This is a genomic window from Bradyrhizobium sp. WSM4872 (assembly GCF_055811715.1).
In genome coordinates this window covers 451,106-470,088 of record NZ_JBVVPT010000001.1, presented here as the reverse complement: position 1 = coordinate 470,088, position 18,983 = coordinate 451,106, and the positions used below count along the sequence as shown (strand labels likewise).

The following is an 18,983-nucleotide window of genomic DNA, read 5'->3' as shown; positions in this document are numbered from 1 at the left end:
GGTTCGGGCAACAGTTCGCGACTGTCCCGAAATGCAGCGGCCGCCGACCAGGACTCGATCGGGAGATAGGCCCCCGGTCTGCAAGCTCCGAAATCGCCCGATGAAATGTGCAGCCGCCGTAAGACAGGAAAGGCCGCTCGGGAAACCGGGCGGCCTTTTTCTTTGATCTGCTTTTCGGCTGGCGCGGCCGCTCAAAGATAAAGCCGCGGCGAGTTGCCGACCGGCATCATTTCATAGGGCGCCTTCCAGCCAGGCAACGCGGCGACACGCCCGCGCCAGGCATCAATGGCCGGAAATGCCGTGGCAAGATCAAAACCTGTCTCCTCGGCTGGATAGTACAGGTAACCCAACAGCGAGAAATCGACGATGGTCGGCCGGCTGCCCAGAATGAAGCTGCGTTCGGACAGGTGCCTGTCCACGATCGAGAAGGCACTTTCGGTCCGGGTTCGCAGATAAGCGAGCACCGCGGGATGAGCGGGCTCCGGCATGAAGCAGCGCTGAAACCGATGCTGGGCAAAGCTCGACGTGAATTTGTGGTTGTCGAACAGCAGCCAGCGCGTCGCCTCGAATGTTTCCTCGCGCGTCGGGCCGTACATGCCGTGAGTTTCGGCGAGCCACATCAGGATCGCGCCCGACTGAGTCATATGCAGGCCGTCCGCCTCGAGGACGGGGACTTCGCCCATGACGTTGGTTGCGGCCCGCCAGTCCGGTGTGCGGGTTTCGCCGCCGGCGAAGTCGACGCCGACCGGCTCCCAGTCGAGCCCGGCGCAGTTGAGGAACAGCGCGACCTTGAAGGAATTGCCAGAAGCTCCGACGCAGTGCAGCCGGTATCGGGCCATGGTCAGCTCCTCCTGTGCGCGCGGCCGGGAGCGGCCGTGGCTGTCAATCGCGGGCCAGATCGTCGCACCAGGCTCCTGACAGCGTCGTGTCAGCAGTGCCGCGCGTCGGCGACATGACGGCAGAGGCTAGTCCAACCGTTCCGCCGCCCGTTGAACGGCTTCGAGACGGCGGACCTGGTTCGGCGCGATCCGTTGCTTGACCTGCGCCAGCACGTCGGCTGACGCAGTATCCGGCGAACCGGAATTGAACGGAGGCGCCGGATTGTATTCGATCCCGAGCTGGATCGCTTCCGCCGTGGTCCGATCGACCAGGATCGACACCAGCGTCAGCGCGAAATCGATTCCCGCGGTGACGCCGCCGCCGGTGATGCGGTTGCGGTCGACGCAGACGCGCGTCTTGGTCGGCGTCGCGCCGAACTGGGCCAGCATCTCCATCGCGCTCCAATGCGTCGCGGCGCGGTAGCCCTTCAGGAGGCCGGCAGCGCCGAGCGCCAGCGATCCCGTGCAGACCGAGGTGACATATTTGGCGCCCTCGGCCTGCCGGCGCAGGAAACCGAGCACCTCCTCGTCATTGAGCAGATCGTCGGTGCCGCGGCCGCCGGGCACGCAGATCACATCGAGCTGCGGGCAATCGGCGAACGTCATGGTCGGCGTCAGCGTCAGCACGGAATCGCTCGGCACCGGCTCGATCCGTTTCCAGATCAGATGCAGTTTTGCACCCGGCACGGCGGAGAACACCTGCAAGGGACCCGTAAAATCGAGCTGGGTGACGCGCGGAAACACCAAAAGGCCGATCTGGAGCGGGGACGACATGAGAGCCTCCAATTATGAGCTTGACGGATGCAGCCTCTCATGATGCCCTTCTGTCCAAAATGGCGTATTTCCCTCGCTTTCGGACATGAGCATGATCGGCATCCTGATCTTCCCGGACTTCCAGTTGCTCGATGCGGCCGGCCCGATCTCGGTGTTCGAGATCGCGGCGCGCTGCACAGGAAAGACGACGCCCGGGATCCGCGTGCTGGCGGTGAACGCGGGGCCCGTGCGCAGCTCGTCCGGCGTGGAGATGATGGCGCGCGACTTCAAGTCGGCGAACGCGATCACCACGCTGGTCATCGCAGGAGGCGCGGGCGTGACGGACGCCGCGCGCTGCGAGGTCACGCGCGCCTTCGTGCAGCGGCTGGCGAAGCGCGGCGTGCGGGTTGCGAGCGTCTGCTCGGGCGCCTATGTGCTCGCCGAAGCAGGCTTGCTCGACGGACGCCGCGCCACCACGCATTGGGGGCGGACACGCGATTTCGTTGCGCGCTATCCCAAGGTGAAGTTCGAGCCGGACCAGATTTTCACGCGCGATGGCAATGTGTGGACGTCGGCGGGCATCACGGCGGGCATCGACCTTGCGCTCGCGATGGTGACCGAGGACCATGGCGAAGAGATCGCGCAACAGGTCGCGCGGCAGCTCGTACTGTATCATCGCCGCAGCGGCGGCCAGTCGCAATTCTCGTCACTTCTGGAATTGAAGACGCCGAACGGCCGCTTCGGTGCGCTGCTGTCCTGGGCGCGCGAGAACCTCGACGCCCGTTTGACGGTCGAAGATCTCGCCGACCGTGCCGGCATGAGCGCGCGGCATTTTGCCCGCGCCTTTGCCGCCGAGACCGGCACGACGCCCTCGAAGGCCATCGAGCGCTTGCGCATCGAGGTCGCGCGCGAGCGCGTGCAGTCCTCGCGCGAGGCGATCGAGCTCGTCGCGGAGGCGACCGGCTTCCGCGACCCCGAGCGCATGCGGCGTGCGTTCATCCGCGCTTTCGGCCAGCCGCCGCAAGCGCTACGGCGCGCGGCAAGGGCGGGGTAGGGAGATTCATCGATTGGAGAGGCCGCTTTAGCGGGTGAGCAGACTTGCATATTCCCCGGCCTTGCGTCACCCGTTGCAGACGATCAGTACAACACGTACCGTCGCTGATCCCGATGCAAGGAACCCCAATGACTGATCGAGAAAAGATTCTGATTGCCCTTCGCGAAAAACCTTTGAAGACTTTCGAAGTCATGAAGCGCGTGAACATCAAGAACCAGGACGACTGCCAATCGCTCCTGTTGAAGATGCGTGACGAAGGCGCCGTGAAGTTCGATATTCACAAGGGACATTGGCGCGCTGCGTGACGACATTCGCTTGGTCACCAGCAGTCTCGCGATGGCAGAGCGGACAAGACTTGCTATTTGGGTCAGCCCGATGCGGCCTTGCCGCCGGTTGCCGCGGCGCCCGAGGCCTGTGCGCGCGCCGTCAAGCGCCGCGCGATCGGCATCAGCATGTAGGGCGCCAGGTGAATGGGAAACTGCGTCATCGCGAAATAGAGCCAGGTGGTGGGCGGCAGCGCGCCGGCGGTCGCGGCGAGCATCAGGCCCAGATTGCGCTGTGACACCATCAGCCCGAGCGCCAGCGCGCGCTCATAGCCGATGCGGCGGAACAGCAGCGTGGTCACGGCGAGCAGCGTGAAATAGATCGCGAACGCGAGCGCCGCGAACCCGATGGTGGAGACCGGCCGGGCGACGAGATCGCTCGCGACGTCGCCCATGATCGCGGTCGCGAAGACCAGCAGGATGACGATGTTGAAGCCGTCGATCGGCTGCCTGTGACGCTGGATCGCGGCTGCCCCAAAGACCTGTCGGATCACGGTCGCCGCCAGCAGCGATGCTGCGAGGATGCCGAGCAGTTTCAGCCCCAGCGCAGGCGGCGAGATGCTGAGCATGCCGTCAAGGAACAGGCTTGCGAACAGCGATGCCGTGAACGGCACCAGCGCGGTCGCGCTCACCAGCGTGACCAACACCAGCGTGGCGTCGAGGCCCATCAGCGCAGCCAGCGCCGGCGCGGCCATCATCGGCGAGGCCATGCTCTGCAGCATCAATGCGAGCGCAAGGTCGGGCGCGCGCGCCGTGAGCCCGGTGAGATGGACAATCAGGCCGACGATCACAGGCACGCCGATCATGGTCCAGACGGTCGCGGTCCCGACCAGCGCCGGCCGCCGCAGATGGCCGGTGAGCGCGGCGAGATCGACCCGCATGAAGGAGATGCAGAGCAGAACGAAGATCGCCTCGGTGACATAGGGTCGCAGCATCACCCCGAGCGGCGGCACCGCGAGCGCGATGAACACGACGGCGGCCACCGCGCGGGTGCCTTGGCCGCCGAGCCATGTCAGCCCGCGCAGGGGGAGGGCGAATATGCTTTGAAGAACCGGCGGCATCGGGAACGGCGTTTCAGCCCAATCCTTTCAGCCAGGCGCCGATCTCGCTCACGGCGACATTGGCCTCTCGCAGCAATTTTCCCATGGTGAGGAAGCCGTGGAACTGGCCGGGATAATGCTTGGTGGCCACGGGCACGCCGGCCTCCTGGAAGGCCTTGTAGACGGCGGCGGCATCGGGATCGAGCACAACGGGCATGGGGAAGCGACCTTGCGGGTTTCTGATTGTTCGTTGGACGTCATTTTCGGGGGCAGCGCCCGCCTGACCGCGGAGAGGAGTGCTCGACTATTCCATCCGGGGGCCGATCTGGCCAGACCGGGCCGGGAAGGGCAGGGATGCCGCCCTTCCCCCGCCGTATTCGCCGTGTTAACCGGATGGCCTGCGAGCGGCGGTATCCCCTGTAGAATGTCCAGCAAGCCCGATTCGCTGTTGAAGCCGCGCGAGATGTTTCGAACATTTACCCTGACAGGCCTTGCGGCGCTTCTGGCCGCCACCGCACTGACGGCTGCAACGCCGGCGCAGGCGCAGATCGGCACGATCTTCTCCGATCCGCCGCCACTGCGGCCGCCCGGCAACATTCCGCGTGGCCAGCCCCAGCCGCAGATCCCCGACGACGACGAAGAAGTGCCGGAGCTGCCGCCGCAAGGCCGTGTGCTGCCGTCGCGCCCGATGGCGCCCCCGCCGGGCCGGCAGGGCAATGTGATGCCGGGGCCGGTCGAGAGCCAGCCTCTGGCGCCGCCGCCCGGGTCGAGCGCCGCTCCACCAAACCAGCCGCCGCCCGTCGCGGTCGCTCCGCCCACTCCGCAAGGCGCCCCGGGTGCGCCTGGTCAGCGCCAGCCACAGCAGAAGGGCGGGCCGGGCGGCGCTGTCCCGCAGACGCCGGCGAGCCTTCAGCCGGGCGACGAGGTCGTCACCGAGCCGCCGGCCCAGAAGATCGTGAACAAGAAGGCGACCTTCTCCGGTCTCGACAAGATCACCGGGCGCATCATCAATTTCGACGAGGAGATCGGCGAGACCGTGCAGTTCGGTGCGCTGCGCGTCAAAACCGACGCCTGCTACACGCGGCCGGCGACCGAGGCCGCCAACACCGACGCCTTCGTCGAGGTCGACGAGATCACCTTGCAGGGCGAGGTCAAGCGCATCTTCTCGGGCTGGATGTACGCGGCAAGCCCGGGCCTGCACGGCGTCGAGCACCCGATCTACGATATCTGGCTCACCGACTGCAAAGAGCCGCAGCAAACGATTGCGACCGCGGCTCCGGATCCCGGCACCAAGCCGGCAGCACCGCCGCCGCCCGCGCAGAAGAAAGCCGCGCCCAAGCAGGTGCAGCAGCGTCCGCCGCAGCCCTTGCCGCCGATCCAGCAGCAGCAGCCGGCACCGCCGCCACCACCTCCGCCGCCCGAGCAGCGGCCGGGTCTGTTCGGTATCCCCGGGTTTGGCCGCTAGGCCAAATCCCCCGGGGTTTGGCCTGACTATTGGCGCGCCGCGATGATCTCGAGGGCGCGTGCGCCCGGGATCGCTTCGCCGGCGGAGAGCCTAAGGAAATCGCCGGGCTCGCCCGCGAGCGCCTTGTCGAGCAGCGCGGTGTAGCGCCGCCGCGAAATCTCGGCCGCGCCAAAACTCTTCAGGTGCTCGGTGACGTACTGGGTGTCGAGCAGCTCGAAGCCGCCATGGATGAGCCGCGCGACCAGATGCACCAGCGCGACCTTGGAGGCATCGCGCGCGGTGTGGAACATGCTCTCGCCGAAAAAAGCCCGCCCCAGGCTGACGCCGTAAAGCCCGCCGACGAGGTCCTCGCCCTGCCAGGCCTCGACGCTGTGGCAATGGCCGAGCTCGTACAGGCCGCCATAGAGGTCGCGGATGCGCTTGTTGATCCAGGTGTCCTCGCGCCCGGCCTGCGGGGCGGCGCAGCCTGCGATCGTGGCCTTGAAGGCGGTATTGACGGTGACGCGGAATGAATCCGAACGCACGGTGCGCGCGAGCCGCGAGGCCACGCGAAATCCGTCGAGCGGGATGACGCCGCGCAACTCCGGCTCGACCCAGAACAGGGTCGGATCATCGGCGCTTTCGGCCATCGGAAAGATGCCGCAGGCATAGGCGCGCAGCAGCACGGCCGGCGTGATTTCAGACGGGGCAGAGTCGCGCGAAGTCATGGCTCGCCACAATAGCAGGATCGCAATGCGGTTGCGATGGGCGGTGCGGATCAGTTCGCTGCGGCTGCAGCCGGCTTGCCGGCGGCAGCCGGGACACGGCGGAACATCAACATGATTCGGGTTCCGGAATGGGTGGGGTCGCGCTCGACCGAAGCATCGAGCTTGGTGGCCATGGCTGCGACGATGCGCTGGCCCATGCCGGTGGAGCGCGGATCGGCCTTGACGTTGTCGCCGACGCCATCGTCGCTGATCGACAGCAGGAGATCGTCGCCTTGCGAGGTCAGCTCGACATGGATCGGGCCGGCGCCGTCAGGGTAGGCGTATTTCACTGCGTTCATCACCAGTTCGTTGACGATGATGCCGACGGCGACCGCACGGTCCGGATCGATCTCGATCGGTTCGGCCTTCAGCGTCAGGCGCGACATCCGGTTGCCCTCGGCCGAGCGCCTGAGATCCTCGAGCAGCGAATCCAGATACTGGTTCAGGACCACGCTCTTCAGGTCTTGCGAGGTGTAGAGGCGGCGATGCACCTGTGCGACCGCGGCGACGCGGCCCATCGCGTTGGTCAACGCAGCCTTGACCTCGTCCTGCGCGGCGGAGCTTGCCTGCAGATGCAGCAGGGAGGCGATGATCTGCAGCGAGTTGCCGACGCGGTGATTGACCTCCCGCAGCAGCAGCTCGCGCTCGGCGGCGAGCGCAGCATAGCGGTCGCGCGAGGCATGGATTTCGGCTTCGGCTTCCTCGCGCGCCTTCTGCAGTTCGGCCTGACGCAGCGCGCCGTCGGCCGCGACGTGGAGCAGGGGGATGAAGTCGCCCTTGACGTCCTTGACGAGATAATCGGCCGCGCCCGCCTTCAGCGCCGTCACCGCAATGCTGGAATCCTGCGACGCCGTGACGAAGACCACCGGCGGTGCGCCTGGTATCGCCATGATCTGCTCCAGCGTCTCGAGCCCGTCGAGGCCGGGCATGTACTGGTCGAGCGCCACGACGTCGATACCGCTATCGACGCTGTTTTGCGCGCCCGCGCGGCGGATGAGCTCGAGGCCTTCCTCGCCGCTCGCGGCGTGAACGACTTTGTAGCCGCGCCGTGTCAGGCCGCGATCGACCAGGCGCGCAAGCGCCCCGTCGTCGTCGATGTAGAGCAGTGTGGGCATGCGCTGGTTCATGGGGCGGCGGGCGGAACCTGGATGACCGAGAAGAACAAGCCGAGCTGCCGGATGGCATTGGCGAAATTCTCGTAGTTCACGGGCTTGGTGATGTAGACGTTGCAGCCGAGCTCGTAGCAGCGCTTGATTTCCTGGGAATCGTCGGTGGTGGTCAGCACCACCACGGGCGAGGCCTTCAAATATTTGTTCTCCTTGATCTGCTTCAGAATGTCGATCCCGGTCATGTCGGGGAGGTTGAGATCGAGCAGGATCAGGAGCGCATTGCCCTTCTGCACGAGCCCGCTGCCATCGGGTCCGAACAAATGTTTCATCGCGTCCGTGCCGTTGGCAAAGGAGATGATCTCGTTGTTGACGCCGGACCTTCGGATGTTCCGCTCGATCAGCCGCGCGTGTCCTTCGTCGTCCTCGATCATGATGATGCTGACGGGTTGAGTCATTGATCCGCGTTCCGGTTGCTGGCGTTCCAGGTGATGGGCAACGTGATGGTGAAGGTACTGCCCGTATTCAGTTCCGATGATACCGACATGGTGCCGCCGAGGCGACGCACAAGTGCACGCACATGGGCAAGACCGATGCCCTGACCGGGCTTGTCCTGGGTTCCGGCGCGGCGAAACAGGTCGAATATCCGCTGGTGGTCTTTTGGGTCGATGCCGCGGCCGTTATCGCTGACTTCGAAGATAGCGTAGCCGAGCTTGGTGCGCCCGCGAATTCTGATCTCGCCGGGGACGCCGGGCTTGAGATATTTGATGGCGTTGTCGATCAGATTGGAAAAGATCTGCTCCAGTGCCAGGCGATCGCTGACGAGATTGGGCAGGGGAGCGACATGGATCTCGGCCTGTGCCTCGGCGGCCTGATGCGCCAGCGTCGACACGATGGCTTCGATCAGCTCGCGCGTGTCGATCTTTTCCGGCTGGAACTCGCGCCGGCCCTCGCGGGTGAGATTGAGGATCGCCGAGATCAGGCGGTCCATCTTGGCGATCGACGACTTGATGAAGCCCAGCGCTTCGGAAAAATCCGCTGAGAGCTGCTTGTCGGGACCTTCGAGCGCGATCTCGCCGTCCGGCAGCGGCGGCCCGTCGGCCGGGACGTGGGTAAGGCCACCGATACGGCGGAAAATGTCGCCGCCGAGCTCTTCGAGTTCGCTGGTGAAGCCCATGATGTTGACGAGTGGCGAGCGCAGATCGTGGCTGACGATATAGGCAAAGCGCTGGATCTCGTTATTGGCTTCGCGCAGATCGGCCGTGCGTTCGTCGACCACGGCCTCCAGATTGACATTGGCATCGCGCAGGCGCGCCTCGGCGTCGTCACGGGCAAGGGCCGAGCGCCGCACCAGCCAGATCGAGATCAGCGCCAGCAGCACGACGAGGCCCGAGCCAATGCCGGTCATCGACGCGGCCAGGGTCTGGCTGCGGTCCGAATTGACCGTTCGCAGCCGGAACAGCCGTTCTTCTTCCTGGATCATCCCGGTCGCGACTTTGGCGATCGCGGCTGTCGCGTCCGTGGAGACAACCTCGCGGACCAGCGCTGCGGCGTTCTCCGGCTCACCCCGCCGGAGGAAATCCATCTCCTGCGCGAACTGGCCGAGACGGGTCTCGATCGCCGCGCTCAGCTTCTCGATGTTCTCGCGTTGCGCCGGATTGTCGCCGGTCAGGCGCGTGAGCTTGTCGAGAGCCGGGATGACGGCCGCCACGGCCTTGTCATGGTCGACCTTGAAATCCTCGCCTTGTGTCAGGAGGTAGCCGCGGGCGGTGCTCTCAGCTCTGCGGATTTCCAGCAGGAGGGCGTTGATCTGGTTCTCCGCCTCGATGGTGTGAATCACCCATTTGCTGTCGTCTCTCGCCTTGTTGACGAGGTAGACGGAGCCGGCGCTGATCACGGTCAGCACCAAGAGCCCCGCTGCGAGCAGCAGGATCTGCCAAAATCTACGCCGTCGCTGTGCGTCAGCGGTCACGACGGTCTCGCTCGATCAGGCTTGCCGGACTTCAAATCGCCCCCTCGGAACTGTCCCCACGTCCTAAACGCGATTAGGGCCAAAGGGTTCCATGCGGAGGGACGGCTACTTCGGGGCGGGTTCCGCCTTGCCGGCGAGATATTGTTCCAGCCAGTGGATGTGGTAGTCGCCGTTGATGATGTCGTCCTCGCGCACCAGCGCGCGAAACAGCGGCAGGGTGGTCTCGATGCCCTCGACCACCATCTCGTCCAGCGCCCGGCGCAGCCGCATCAGGCACTCGCCGCGGGTCTTGCCGTGCACGATCAGCTTGCCGACCAGCGAGTCGTAATAAGGCGGGATCGTATAGCCTTGATAGACCGCGGAATCGATCCGCACACCGAGCCCGCCGGGTGGGTGATATTGCGTGATGCGGCCGGGCGAAGGACGAAAGGTCTCCGGATTTTCGGCGTTGATGCGGCACTCGATCGCGTGACCGATGACCTGAACCTCGTCCTGCCTCGCCGGCAGGTCGCCGCCGGCGGCGATGCGGATCTGCTCCAGCACGAGGTCGATGTCGGTGATGCTCTCGGTGACGGGATGCTCGACCTGGATGCGCGTGTTCATCTCGATGAAGTAGAACTCGCCATCCTCGAACAGGAATTCGATGGTGCCGACGCCGAGATATTTCATCTCGCGCATCGCCTTGGCACAGGTCTCGCCGATCTTGGCGCGTGCAGCCGCAGTCAGCACGGGCGAGGGGCCTTCTTCCCAGACCTTCTGGTGGCGTCGCTGCAGCGAGCAGTCGCGTTCGCCAAGATGAATCGCGCCGCCGCGGCCGTCGCCGAGGATCTGGATCTCGATGTGGCGCGGCTTCTGCAGATATTTTTCGAGGTAGACGGAGGCATCGCCGAAGGCGGATTTGGCCTCGTTGGCGGCCGTCGACAGCGCGACCTGAAGATCGGCCTCGCTCTCGGCCACCTTCATGCCGCGGCCGCCGCCGCCCGCCGCGGCTTTGACCAGCACGGGGAAGCCGATCTTCCTGGCGATCGCCATAGCGTCGTCGTTGGGGCCGACCCCTCCGTCGGAGCCGGGCACCACGGGAATGCCGAGCTTCTTGGCGGTTCTCTTGGCCTCGATCTTGTCGCCCATCAGGCGGATGTGCTCGGCCTTCGGGCCGATGAAATGCAGATTATGCTCGGCGAGGATTTCCGCGAAGCGCGCGTTCTCCGACAGGAAGCCGTAGCCGGGATGCACGGCATCGGCGCCGGTGATCTCGCAGGCCGCGAGCAGCGCGGGCACGTTGAGATAGCTGTCCTTGGACGCCGGTGGCCCGATGCAAACGCTCTCGTCCGAGAGGCGCACATGCATGGCATCGGCGTCGGCGGTGGAGTGCACGGCGACGGTCGCGATCCCGAGTTCCTTGCAGGCCCTGAGGATGCGAAGGGCGATCTCGCCGCGATTGGCTATGAGGATCTTGTCGAACATGGTGTCCTTATTGGACTGACGCGCGGAAAGCGGCGAGGGCGATGAGATCGCCCTCGACCGTCACTCAATGATCACGAGCGGCTCGCCGTACTCGACCGGCTGGCCGTCCTCGATCACGATCTGCGTCACCGTGCCGGCGCGCGGCGAGGGGATCTGGTTCATGGTCTTCATGGCTTCGATGATCAGCAGCGTCTGGCCGACCGAGACCTTGCTGCCGACCTCGATGAACGGCTTGGCGCCGGGCTCCGGCGCCCAATAGGCGGTGCCGACCATCGGCGAGGTCACGGCGCCGGGATGCTTCGACAGGTCGGCAGCGGCAGGCGCGGCGGCAGCTGCGGTCGCCGGGAGGGCGGTGGGGGCGGCCGCCATCTGCATCGGCATGGTCGCGGCGACGCTGATGTTGCGGGCGACGCGCAGGCGCAGGCCGGCACGCTCGATCTCGATTTCGGTGAGGCTGGTCTCATCGAGCAGCAAGGCGAGCTCGCGGACGAGGGCGGAATCCTCGCTGGAAAACTTTGCGGCTGCTTTGTCGTCTGGCTGGCGCGCCATGTTGTTTGATCCGAATGTTCTGTGTGAAGGGGGAGCGTCAGGCTTTGGGCTTGATGCCGAGCTTGGCGGCAAGGCCCTGGATGGCGAGGCGGTAGCCCTCGATGCCGAAACCGCAGAGCGAGGCGAAGGCCGCGCGCGCGGTGTAGGAGTGATGCCGGAAATTCTCGCGGGCGTGGATGTTGGTGACGTGCACTTCGACCGTCGGGATCTGCACAGCGAGCAGCGCGTCGTGCAGCGCGATCGACGTGTGCGAATAGCCGCCGGCATTGATGATGATGCCCTTCATCTTGCGGGCGTATGCCTCGTGGATGAAGTCGATCAATTCGCCTTCGCGGTTGGACTGCCGGCAGTCGGCCTTGAGGCCGAACGTGGCCGCCGTTTCCCGGCACAGCGCCTCGACGTCGGCCAGCGACGCATGCCCGTACTTCTCGGGCTCGCGCGTCCCCAACATGTTGAGGTTCGGCCCGTTCAGGACAAGGATCGTGTCGGTTGCTGGTTCGGCCATTCCAATCCCGCAAGAGGTGCTTCGGCGTGGCGGGGTTATAGGTAACAAAGCGCGTGAGGGGAAGCCTTGAAGGACCTCCCAGGTGGCTTCAGATAGCTCATCCCAGGTGCAAAAACCTGTGCGCAAGCTACGGAAATCGCTTGTTAACCAGTCCGAAGCATGGCTGCCGGCCGGCGTGTGCGGGAAGACGCCGCCCGGTAACCCAAAAGCCCCTGCCGATCTCTCGGCAAGGGCTCATTTGGAGCTTCAGCGAAGCGACTTAGCCTTCGATGATGTACACGATCTCGCGCGTCTGCGGACGAACGATGACGTACCGCCCGTGCACCAAGATCACATCATAGCCGCGCCATTCCGGATAAATCTCGACGATCCGCGGCGGGAGCGGGTGGAAATGAACGCTGGCAGGGACCGTCGTGCCGACTGAGATGTTGAAGTTGACGTTGGTCGTTTCCTCGATCTTGGTCGACTTGATCGCGGATGTGATCTCGGTCCGCTTCTCGGGCGGCGGCGCAGAAGCGGTCGCGGAGGCTGTGCCGGTCGTCGTCTGAGACTTGGTATCGGCAGCCTTGTTGTCCGCACCCTTGGTCTGGCTGTCTGCGCCCTTGGTCTGGGCGTTCATGTTGCCGCTCTTGGTGTCAGTCTCCGTGCTCTTGGACTTGTCCGTCTGGGACTTGTCCATCGTGCTCTTCGACTTGTCCTGCGCTGCCTTGTCCTGCGCTGCCTTGTCCTGCGCTGACTTGTCATGCATGGACTTGTCCTGCGTGGACTTGTCTTGCGCGGACTTTTCCTGCGCGCCCTGGGCGTGCTCACCCTTCGCCGCGCCGGCCTTCTCGTCGGTCGCGTTCTTGTTCATCGCGCCGGACTTGTCCATCCCGCCCGACGACTTCTCCTCGGCTGCTCCGCCGGACTTCATGCTGCTGGAGCCGCCAGCCTGACCGACGGTGCCCTTCTCATGGGCGGATTCCTTACCCATCGAGCCGCCGCGTTCGGCGGCGCCGCCGGAAGGCTGCGAATGCTGCATCTGCGCACCACCGGCGCCGCCACCGCTGTCGCGGTTCATGGTGCCCTGTGCGTTCGCCAGACCGGTGCCCGCGACGAGCGCGAGTGTGGCAACCGAGATCATAAAGCGGTTAGACATGGAATTCTCCTCACGTGTTCATTTGCGTCATTGCCCGCGCCGACAACGAAAGGAGATTTGAGTAGTTCCGGAACTTTGGTGGTTCCGAGGCTTTTGTTTGTTGAACGCCAGATGAACGCGCGCGCCAGATTTCGGCGCAATGAAAAGACCGGCTTTTCAGCCGGCCTTTGCATGCGTGATTTTTAACGTGATCAGCGGGTCGCCTTGTCAGCAGGTCGCTTTGCCGCAGCGGGCCACAGCGATCTTTTCCTTGAGGCTATCGACACCGACGGCGCCGACAACGATCTGCTTTCCGATCACGTAGCTGGGCGTGCCGTTCATGCCCATTGCTTCGGCGAGCTTGAAGTTCTCCTCGATGGTGCTGCGCACCTCGGCGCTGCCGATGTCCTTCTCGATCTTCGCGGTGTCGAGGCCGGCTTCCTTGGCCGCCTGAAGCGCACGCGCCTTGTCGGCCGCGCCACGGCCGCCGAGCAGCTTCTGGTGGAAGTCGAGGTACTTCTTGCCGGAGGGATCCTGCATGCGCACCGCGACGGCGACCTGGGCTGCTTCCACCGAGCCCTGGCTCAGCACCGGAAACTCCTTCAGCACCACCTTCAGCTTCGGATCGGCTTTCATGAGGGTGAGCATGTCGTCCATCGCGCGCTTGCAGTAGCCGCAATTGTAGTCGAAGAACTCGACGAAGGTGACGTCGCCGTCCTTGTTGCCGAGCACGACCTGACGCGGCGAGTTGAAGATCGCATCGGAATTCTGCGCGACGCTGGCCTCGTGCTTCTGCGTCTCGGCCGCGGCCTGGCGCTTGGTGAGTTCGGCCATCGCTTCCTCGAGCACCTCGGGATGGGTGACGAGATAGTTCTTGACGATCGCCTCGATGTCCGTGCGCTGGGCATCGGAGAAGCTGTCGGCCGACGCGGGCACGGCTGCGCCGAACATGGCGAGCGCAAACAGCGCGGGAGCAAGCAGGCGCAGCGAAGGCATAGGCAAATCCTCTTATCCAAAGCAGGTTTCGGAAAACGTCCCGGCGGACTTAAGCTCGGTGTCGTGACGTCGTTTCGTAAGGCGTGGTGGCGTAAGGCGTCGTCTTGGTCTGGTCAGTTGCGCGGCGGTTTCGACGCCACGATGTCGTCGGCCTTGACCCATCCGGGCGTGCCGACGGCGAAACGGGTTTTCGCGCGCGTCGCAAGCTCGCGGGCGGTCTTGTTGTCGCCGCGCAGATAAGCGGCCTGCGCCGACGCCAGATCGGCCTCGGCATAGTCACCCTTCCGGCCATAGGCCATCGCGAGCTGCATGTAGCCGAGAATGGCCTCCGGTTCCCGTGCCACCGCAGCCCGGAGAATCCGAACGGCGTCATCGGTGTAGGCCTTATTATCGGACCCAACCAGAGCCTGCCCAAGTAACATCTCGATGAGGGGCGCGTTGTTCGAAAGTGCGACAGCCTTGCGCAGGGCAGGAATTGCCTCGGCCGGCTTGCCGCCCTCCAGCAGCGCCTGGCCGCGCACCTCGTAAAAATACGCATTGTTGGGCTGGATCTGGATCAGCGCGTCGATCTGGGTGAGCGCGCTGCGCAAATCGCCATGCAGATAGGTGCTGATGGCGCGGGCGTAGCGCGCCGGCATGCTGTCGTTGGTCAGGGGATAGCGGCGGTACACCGTCTCCGGCCGCTCCATGAAGGCGGAGATCTTGGCGCGCACCATGTCATGGCGGAGCTGGAGCGCGGGATCATCCTTCTTGTCCCAATAAGGGCTGGAGCTGGCGAATTCCTGCAGGGAAGCGACGCGCTCGGCGGGCATCGGGTGCGACTGGAGATAGGGATCGGCGCCGCGTGCGGCGAACAGGCTCTCGCTGGTGAAGCGCTTGAAGGTCTCGTACATGCCTTTTGGCGACTGCTGGGTCGCCGTCAGGAATTTCACGCCGGCGCGGTCGGCGTTCTCCTCCTGCTGGCGCTGATAGGACAGCAGCGTCCGGCGGATCATCTCCTGGGGGCCGGCGAGGGCGGCGGCTCCTGCATTGGCCAGGCCATTGTTGCCGGCGCTGCCGCTGCCGCGGGTGCTGCCTACGGCCATCGCGCCGGCGCCGAGCAGCATCGCGATGATCATCTGGGTCTGGGCGTTGGCGAGCTGCTCGCGCAGCTTGGACAGATGGCCGCCGGCCAGATGCCCGGTCTCGTGCGCGAGCACGCCGATGATCTGGTTCGGCGTCTCCGATTGCAGGATCGCACCGTAATTGACGAAGATGCGGCGGCCATCGGCGACGAACGCGTTGAACGAGCCCTCGTTGACGATCACCATCTGGATGTTCTGCTTTTCCAGACCGGCGGCGCGCAGGATCGGGCGCGTGTATTCGCGCAGCAGCTGCTCGGTCTCGGTGTCGCGCAGGACCGGCGGTCCCTTGGCCTGCGCATGCGCGGCCGAGAACGGCGTCAGCGCGATCGCAGCCGCCGCGACGAGGGAGGTGAGGGCGGTGGCCTTCTTGCGCAATGCGATCTGGAACAACATCACGGTCTGGGTCAAACGGTCTTGTCAGCAGGCTTGTCAGGCATTCCTGGTCAAGCAGTTCAGTGATTGGTTTTGGCGATTGGCGGCGGACCGGATACGCGATATGCCCCTTTGAGCCGTACCCCTTATGAGCCGTACAATGCGGCCAGTCTGGGGCGCAAGCACCCCGTTTTTCCCGGGTCGGACGGATCGGCCCCGCCAGCGAATAGCAGAAATCGATGCACGATGCGACCTTGAGGAACCCATTGGGAGAGTGGCTCGCGCCCTCCCGCCGCAGCGATGTTCCCCCGTTCATGGTGATGGACGTGATGGCCGCGGCGGCCCGAATCGAGGCGGCCGGGGGCCATGTGATCCATATGGAGGTCGGCCAGCCCGCCGCCGGCGCGCCGAAGACCGCGATTGCGGCCGCCCATGCGGCGCTCGAGGCAGGGCGGATCGATTATACCTCAGCACTCGGCATCCCCTCCTTGCGCGCGCGCATCGCGCGGCATTATCGCGATGCCTATGGCTGTGACCTCAGCCCCGAGCGGATTGTGGTGACCACCGGCTCCTCCGGCGGGTTCATTCTGGCCTTCCTCGCGATATTCGAGCCGGGCGACCGCGTCGCCGTGACGGTGCCGGGTTATCCGCCGTACCGCCATATCCTCACCGCGCTCGGCTGCGAGCCGGTGCTGATCGAGACCACGAACGAGACGCGTCATGCGCTGACCGGCGAGGCGCTGCTGGCCGCCCATCGCAAGGCGCCGCTGAAGGGCGTGCTGGTCGGCAGCCCCGCCAATCCGACCGGGACCATGATGTCCCGCGAGGCGCTCGCGGGCCTGATCGCGGCGGCGGAAGGCGCGGGCATCCGTTTCATCTCGGACGAGATCTATCACGGGCTCGACTACGCGTTTCCCGCCGTGACGGCTGCGGCGCTGTCGGAGCACGCGCTCGTGATCAACTCGTTCTCGAAGTATTTCTGCATGACGGGCTGGCGCGTCGGCTGGATGGTCGTGCCCGAGATTCTGGTACGGCCGATCGAGCGGCTGCAGCAGAACCTGTCGATCTCGGTGCCGTCGCTGTCGCAGATCGCCGCCGAAGCGGCCTTCGACGGCGCGGCCGAGATGGAAGAGATCAAGCACGGCTATCAGGAGAACCGGCGCATCCTGATCGAGGGATTGCCCAAGGCTGGCCTGACCAGGTTTCTGCCGGCCGACGGCGCGTTCTATCTCTACGCGGACGTCTCGGACTTCACCTCCGACAGTTTCGACTTCGCCAAGCAGATGCTCGAACAGGCCCATGTCGCGGTCACGCCGGGGCTCGACTTCGATCCAATCCATGGTCGTTCGTTCATACGGCTCTCTTATGCGCGTTCGGCTGCGGAGATGCGGGAAGCAGTTGACCGGATCGCTCACTGGCTTAAATAGCCGGCAGTTTTCGCCAGCCTTCTGGAGTGCAACTTGTCCGACCGTTCCGTCCCGTCTACCGCCACACATTCTCCTCTCGCCGCATTGATGTGGCCGATCCGGCCGGGTGAAACTGTCGGTGCCTTGCGCGCCGTCGTGCTGATTGCGCTTGGCACCGCCTTGATGGCGCTGTCAGCCAAGGTGAACCTGCCGCTGCCTTACGTGCCCATGACACTGCAGACGCTGGTCGTGTTGATGATCGGCGCCGCCTATGGCTGGCGGCTTGGCAGCGCAACCATGATCGCCTACCTCGCCGAGGGTGCGATGGGCCTGCCAGTGTTCGCCGGTCCCGTTGGTGGGATCGCACCGCTGGTCGGCCCGACCGCGGGCTATCTGTTCGGCTTCATTGGCGCCGCCTTCGTCACCGGCTGGCTCGCCGAGCGCGGCTGGGATCGCAGCGTAGTGCTGCTGTTTGCGGCCATGGCCGTTGGACACATCCTCATTCTGGCCGCGGGCTTTGGCTGGCTCGCCTTCGGCCTCGGCCTTGGCACCGCAAAGGCGTGGCAGGTCGGCCTGCTGCCGTTCATTGCGGCGTCGCTGGTCAAGAACGCGCTGGGCGCGACGTTGATGCCGGCGATACGCCGGGCGGTCGATCGCGGGTAAAGCGCGCAATATCGAGCAGTTCCGATTGACAGGGCCGGCCAAGTTGATCTTGGCTGGCCTAGCGTTTTGAGGGGGAGTGAAACAATGACGACGACAACGATGGTGGGGGCGCCGGTCGCGCCGCCCGCCGCCAAGCCGTGGTACAAGGTCCTTTATATCCAGGTGCTGATTGCGATCGTGCTCGGCGCCATCGTCGGCTGGCTCTGGCCGTCAGTCGCCACCAATGAGTGGATCAAGGCACTCGGCGACGGCTTCATCAAGCTGATCAAGATGGTGATCGCCCCGATCATCTTCTGCACCGTGGTTTCGGGCATCGCCCACATTCAGGACGCCAAGAAGGTCGGCCGCATCGGCGTCAAGGCGCTGGTCTATTTCGAGATCGTCTCGACCTTCGCGCTGGTGATCGGACTTATCATCGGCAATCTGGTGAAGCCGGGTGCGGGCTTCGGCGGCGCCGCCGCCAACGCGCAGGCCGTCGCCAATTACGCCAAGCAGGCCGAAGGCCAGAAGTCGGTCGACTTCGTGCTGCACATCATTCCGGACACCGTCGTCGGCGCCTTCGCGCAAGGCGAGATCCTGCAGGTGCTGCTGTTCTCGGTGCTGTTCGGCTTCGCCATCATGGGGCTCGGCGAACGCGGCCACACCATCCGCTCGTTCATCGACGACGCCGCGCATGCGGTGTTCGGCGTCATCTCCATCGTGATGCGCGCGGCGCCGATCGGTGCCTTCGGCGCGATGGCCTACACGATCGGCAAGTTCGGCACCGGGGCGATCCTCAACCTGATCGGCCTGATCGCGACGTTCTACCTGACCGCGGCGCTGTTCGTGTTCGTCGTGCTCGGAATCATCGCGCGCTTCGCCGGCTTCTCCATCTTCAAGTTCCTCGCCTACATCAAGGACGAGCTGCTGATCGTGCTCGGCACCTCGTCCTCGGAGAGCGCGTTGCCGTCCTTGATGGAAAAGCTCGAGCGCCTCGGCTGCTCGAAGTCGGTGGTCGGCCTCGTGGTGCCCACGGGCTATTCGTTCAATCTCGACGGCACCAACATCTACATGACTCTGGCGACGCTGTTCATCGCGCAGGCGCTGGGCTTCGATCTCACCTTTGGCCAGCAGCTCACCATCCTGGTGGTGGCGATGCTGACCTCGAAGGGCGCCTCCGGCATCACGGGTGCGGGCTTCATCACGCTGGCGGCGACGCTCGCCGTGGTCGATCCGCGCCTCGTGCCGGGCATGGCGATCGTGCTCGGCATCGACAAGTTCATGAGCGAGTGCCGCGCGCTGACCAATCTGTGCGGCAACGGCGTTGCCTGCGTGATCGTCGCCTGGTGGGAGGGCGAACTCGATCGCGACAAGCTCAACGCCAACCTCACCAGGCAGATCGATCCGACCGACATGGAAACCGCGGTCACGACGGACTGATCTGCAAGCTCTCACCGACGGCGCCAGCCGC

Annotated in this window: 19 protein-coding genes and 1 pseudogene; 6 read left to right on the top strand and 14 right to left on the bottom strand. The window is 65.0% G+C overall.

What is annotated here, in order from left to right; genetic code table 11:
* Window positions 1–191: 191 nt before the first annotated feature.
* Together AC0L3C_RS02280 and AC0L3C_RS02275 are read right to left on the bottom strand one after the other, a co-directional pair.
* Complete coding sequence (locus AC0L3C_RS02280) at window positions 192–839, bottom strand: glutathione S-transferase family protein (RefSeq protein ID WP_473407035.1); 648 nt, start codon at window positions 837–839, stop codon at window positions 192–194.
* A 126-nt stretch (window positions 840–965) separates the two neighbouring features.
* Window positions 966–1,652 (bottom strand): DJ-1/PfpI family protein, encoded by a 687-nt coding sequence (locus tag AC0L3C_RS02275; protein WP_473407034.1) that lies wholly within the window; start codon window positions 1,650–1,652, stop codon window positions 966–968.
* A gap of 91 nt (window positions 1,653–1,743) precedes the next feature.
* On the opposite strand from AC0L3C_RS02275, the gene AC0L3C_RS02270 reads away from it, so the two are divergent.
* Entirely contained in the window at window positions 1,744–2,685 is a 942-nt protein-coding gene (locus tag AC0L3C_RS02270) for a GlxA family transcriptional regulator (RefSeq protein WP_473278029.1), read from the top strand.
* Window positions 2,686–2,813: 128 nt separating this feature from the next.
* Window positions 2,814–2,990: a hypothetical protein gene (locus tag AC0L3C_RS02265; protein WP_018454491.1), complete on the top strand. Its 177-nt coding sequence runs from the start codon at window positions 2,814–2,816 to the stop codon at window positions 2,988–2,990.
* 62 nt (window positions 2,991–3,052) lie between these two features.
* Here AC0L3C_RS02265 and AC0L3C_RS02260 read toward each other — a convergent pair whose 3' ends face one another.
* Both AC0L3C_RS02260 and AC0L3C_RS02255 read right to left on the bottom strand, forming a co-directional pair.
* Window positions 3,053–4,069, bottom strand: a complete 1,017-nt coding sequence (locus AC0L3C_RS02260; protein ID WP_473256988.1) for a Na+-dependent transporter — start codon at window positions 4,067–4,069, stop codon at window positions 3,053–3,055.
* Window positions 4,070–4,082: 13 nt separating this feature from the next.
* Window positions 4,083–4,217 (bottom strand): annotated as a pseudogene (locus tag AC0L3C_RS02255) (alpha/beta hydrolase); the annotation flags it as partial.
* 255 nt (window positions 4,218–4,472) lie between these two features.
* Here AC0L3C_RS02255 and AC0L3C_RS02250 point away from each other — a divergent pair.
* Entirely contained in the window at window positions 4,473–5,513 is a 1,041-nt protein-coding gene (locus AC0L3C_RS02250; RefSeq protein WP_473256987.1) for a DUF2155 domain-containing protein, read from the top strand.
* 26 nt (window positions 5,514–5,539) lie between these two features.
* Here the strand turns inward: AC0L3C_RS02250 and aat are convergent, their stop codons facing one another.
* The 10 genes from aat to AC0L3C_RS02200 form a co-directional block, all read right to left on the bottom strand.
* Window positions 5,540–6,220, bottom strand: a complete 681-nt coding sequence (aat, locus tag AC0L3C_RS02245; RefSeq protein WP_026232743.1) for a leucyl/phenylalanyl-tRNA--protein transferase — start codon at window positions 6,218–6,220, stop codon at window positions 5,540–5,542.
* Between the two features lie 50 nt (window positions 6,221–6,270).
* On the bottom strand, window positions 6,271–7,386 hold the full coding sequence (locus AC0L3C_RS02240) for a sensor histidine kinase (RefSeq protein ID WP_473278030.1): 1,116 nt from the start codon (window positions 7,384–7,386) through the stop codon (window positions 6,271–6,273).
* Window positions 7,383–7,823: a response regulator gene (locus AC0L3C_RS02235; protein ID WP_007609730.1), complete on the bottom strand. Its 441-nt coding sequence runs from the start codon at window positions 7,821–7,823 to the stop codon at window positions 7,383–7,385. Before AC0L3C_RS02235 ends, AC0L3C_RS02240 begins: the two co-directional genes overlap by 4 nt.
* Window positions 7,820–9,337 (bottom strand): sensor histidine kinase, encoded by a 1,518-nt coding sequence (locus AC0L3C_RS02230; RefSeq protein WP_473256985.1) that lies wholly within the window; start codon window positions 9,335–9,337, stop codon window positions 7,820–7,822. The genes AC0L3C_RS02235 and AC0L3C_RS02230 overlap by 4 nt, the downstream gene beginning before the upstream one ends.
* A 105-nt stretch (window positions 9,338–9,442) precedes the next feature.
* Complete coding sequence (accC, locus tag AC0L3C_RS02225) at window positions 9,443–10,801, bottom strand: acetyl-CoA carboxylase biotin carboxylase subunit (RefSeq protein ID WP_473256984.1); 1,359 nt, start codon at window positions 10,799–10,801, stop codon at window positions 9,443–9,445.
* Between the two features lie 60 nt (window positions 10,802–10,861).
* Window positions 10,862–11,350: an acetyl-CoA carboxylase biotin carboxyl carrier protein gene (gene accB, locus AC0L3C_RS02220; protein WP_473256983.1), complete on the bottom strand. Its 489-nt coding sequence runs from the start codon at window positions 11,348–11,350 to the stop codon at window positions 10,862–10,864.
* Window positions 11,351–11,387: 37 nt separating this feature from the next.
* The gene (gene aroQ, locus AC0L3C_RS02215) at window positions 11,388–11,855 is read right to left on the bottom strand and encodes a type II 3-dehydroquinate dehydratase (RefSeq protein ID WP_473256982.1); all 468 of its coding nucleotides are present in this window, start codon (window positions 11,853–11,855) and stop codon (window positions 11,388–11,390) included.
* 259 nt (window positions 11,856–12,114) lie between these two features.
* On the bottom strand, window positions 12,115–12,993 hold the full coding sequence (locus AC0L3C_RS02210; protein ID WP_473407033.1) for a DUF1236 domain-containing protein: 879 nt from the start codon (window positions 12,991–12,993) through the stop codon (window positions 12,115–12,117).
* A gap of 207 nt (window positions 12,994–13,200) precedes the next feature.
* Window positions 13,201–13,968 carry a DsbA family protein gene (locus tag AC0L3C_RS02205; protein ID WP_473407032.1) on the bottom strand — a complete coding sequence of 256 codons (768 nt, stop codon included), beginning with the start codon at window positions 13,966–13,968 and terminating at the stop codon, window positions 13,201–13,203.
* A gap of 113 nt (window positions 13,969–14,081) precedes the next feature.
* Complete coding sequence (locus AC0L3C_RS02200) at window positions 14,082–15,485, bottom strand: M48 family metalloprotease (protein ID WP_473407106.1); 1,404 nt, start codon at window positions 15,483–15,485, stop codon at window positions 14,082–14,084.
* Between the two features lie 218 nt (window positions 15,486–15,703).
* Between AC0L3C_RS02200 and AC0L3C_RS02195 the strand changes: the two genes are divergently transcribed.
* The 3 genes from AC0L3C_RS02195 to AC0L3C_RS02185 all read left to right on the top strand — a co-directional run bounded on the left by AC0L3C_RS02195 (window position 15,704) and on the right by AC0L3C_RS02185 (window position 18,952).
* Entirely contained in the window at window positions 15,704–16,891 is a 1,188-nt protein-coding gene (locus AC0L3C_RS02195; RefSeq protein WP_473407031.1) for a pyridoxal phosphate-dependent aminotransferase, read from the top strand.
* Between the two features lie 87 nt (window positions 16,892–16,978).
* Window positions 16,979–17,533, top strand: a complete 555-nt coding sequence (locus AC0L3C_RS02190) for a biotin transporter BioY (protein ID WP_473407105.1) — start codon at window positions 16,979–16,981, stop codon at window positions 17,531–17,533.
* 84 nt (window positions 17,534–17,617) lie between these two features.
* Window positions 17,618–18,952 carry a dicarboxylate/amino acid:cation symporter gene (locus tag AC0L3C_RS02185; protein ID WP_473407030.1) on the top strand — a complete coding sequence of 445 codons (1,335 nt, stop codon included), beginning with the start codon at window positions 17,618–17,620 and terminating at the stop codon, window positions 18,950–18,952.
* The last annotated feature ends 31 nt before the right edge of the window (window positions 18,953–18,983 follow it).

Excerpts from the sequence above, each read along its gene's own strand:
- AC0L3C_RS02280 (WP_473407035.1), bottom strand. The coding sequence starts at position 839 with ATGGCCCGATACCGGCTGCACTGCGTCGGAGCTTCTGGCAATTCCTTC.
- AC0L3C_RS02275 (WP_473407034.1), bottom strand. The coding sequence starts at position 1,652 with ATGTCGTCCCCGCTCCAGATCGGCCTTTTGGTGTTTCCGCGCGTCACC.
- AC0L3C_RS02270 (WP_473278029.1), top strand. The coding sequence starts at position 1,744 with ATGATCGGCATCCTGATCTTCCCGGACTTCCAGTTGCTCGATGCGGCC.
- AC0L3C_RS02265 (WP_018454491.1), top strand. The coding sequence starts at position 2,814 with ATGACTGATCGAGAAAAGATTCTGATTGCCCTTCGCGAAAAACCTTTG.
- AC0L3C_RS02260 (WP_473256988.1), bottom strand. The coding sequence starts at position 4,069 with ATGCCGCCGGTTCTTCAAAGCATATTCGCCCTCCCCCTGCGCGGGCTG.
- AC0L3C_RS02250 (WP_473256987.1), top strand. The coding sequence starts at position 4,473 with ATGTCCAGCAAGCCCGATTCGCTGTTGAAGCCGCGCGAGATGTTTCGA.
- aat (WP_026232743.1), bottom strand. The coding sequence starts at position 6,220 with ATGACTTCGCGCGACTCTGCCCCGTCTGAAATCACGCCGGCCGTGCTG.
- AC0L3C_RS02240 (WP_473278030.1), bottom strand. The coding sequence starts at position 7,386 with ATGAACCAGCGCATGCCCACACTGCTCTACATCGACGACGACGGGGCG.
- AC0L3C_RS02235 (WP_007609730.1), bottom strand. The coding sequence starts at position 7,823 with ATGACTCAACCCGTCAGCATCATCATGATCGAGGACGACGAAGGACAC.
- accC (WP_473256984.1), bottom strand. The coding sequence starts at position 10,801 with ATGTTCGACAAGATCCTCATAGCCAATCGCGGCGAGATCGCCCTTCGC.
- accB (WP_473256983.1), bottom strand. The coding sequence starts at position 11,350 with ATGGCGCGCCAGCCAGACGACAAAGCAGCCGCAAAGTTTTCCAGCGAG.
- aroQ (WP_473256982.1), bottom strand. The coding sequence starts at position 11,855 with ATGGCCGAACCAGCAACCGACACGATCCTTGTCCTGAACGGGCCGAAC.
- AC0L3C_RS02210 (WP_473407033.1), bottom strand. The coding sequence starts at position 12,993 with ATGTCTAACCGCTTTATGATCTCGGTTGCCACACTCGCGCTCGTCGCG.
- AC0L3C_RS02205 (WP_473407032.1), bottom strand. The coding sequence starts at position 13,968 with ATGCCTTCGCTGCGCCTGCTTGCTCCCGCGCTGTTTGCGCTCGCCATG.
- AC0L3C_RS02200 (WP_473407106.1), bottom strand. The coding sequence starts at position 15,485 with ATGTTGTTCCAGATCGCATTGCGCAAGAAGGCCACCGCCCTCACCTCC.
- AC0L3C_RS02195 (WP_473407031.1), top strand. The coding sequence starts at position 15,704 with ATGCACGATGCGACCTTGAGGAACCCATTGGGAGAGTGGCTCGCGCCC.
- AC0L3C_RS02190 (WP_473407105.1), top strand. The coding sequence starts at position 16,979 with ATGTGGCCGATCCGGCCGGGTGAAACTGTCGGTGCCTTGCGCGCCGTC.
- AC0L3C_RS02185 (WP_473407030.1), top strand. The coding sequence starts at position 17,618 with ATGACGACGACAACGATGGTGGGGGCGCCGGTCGCGCCGCCCGCCGCC.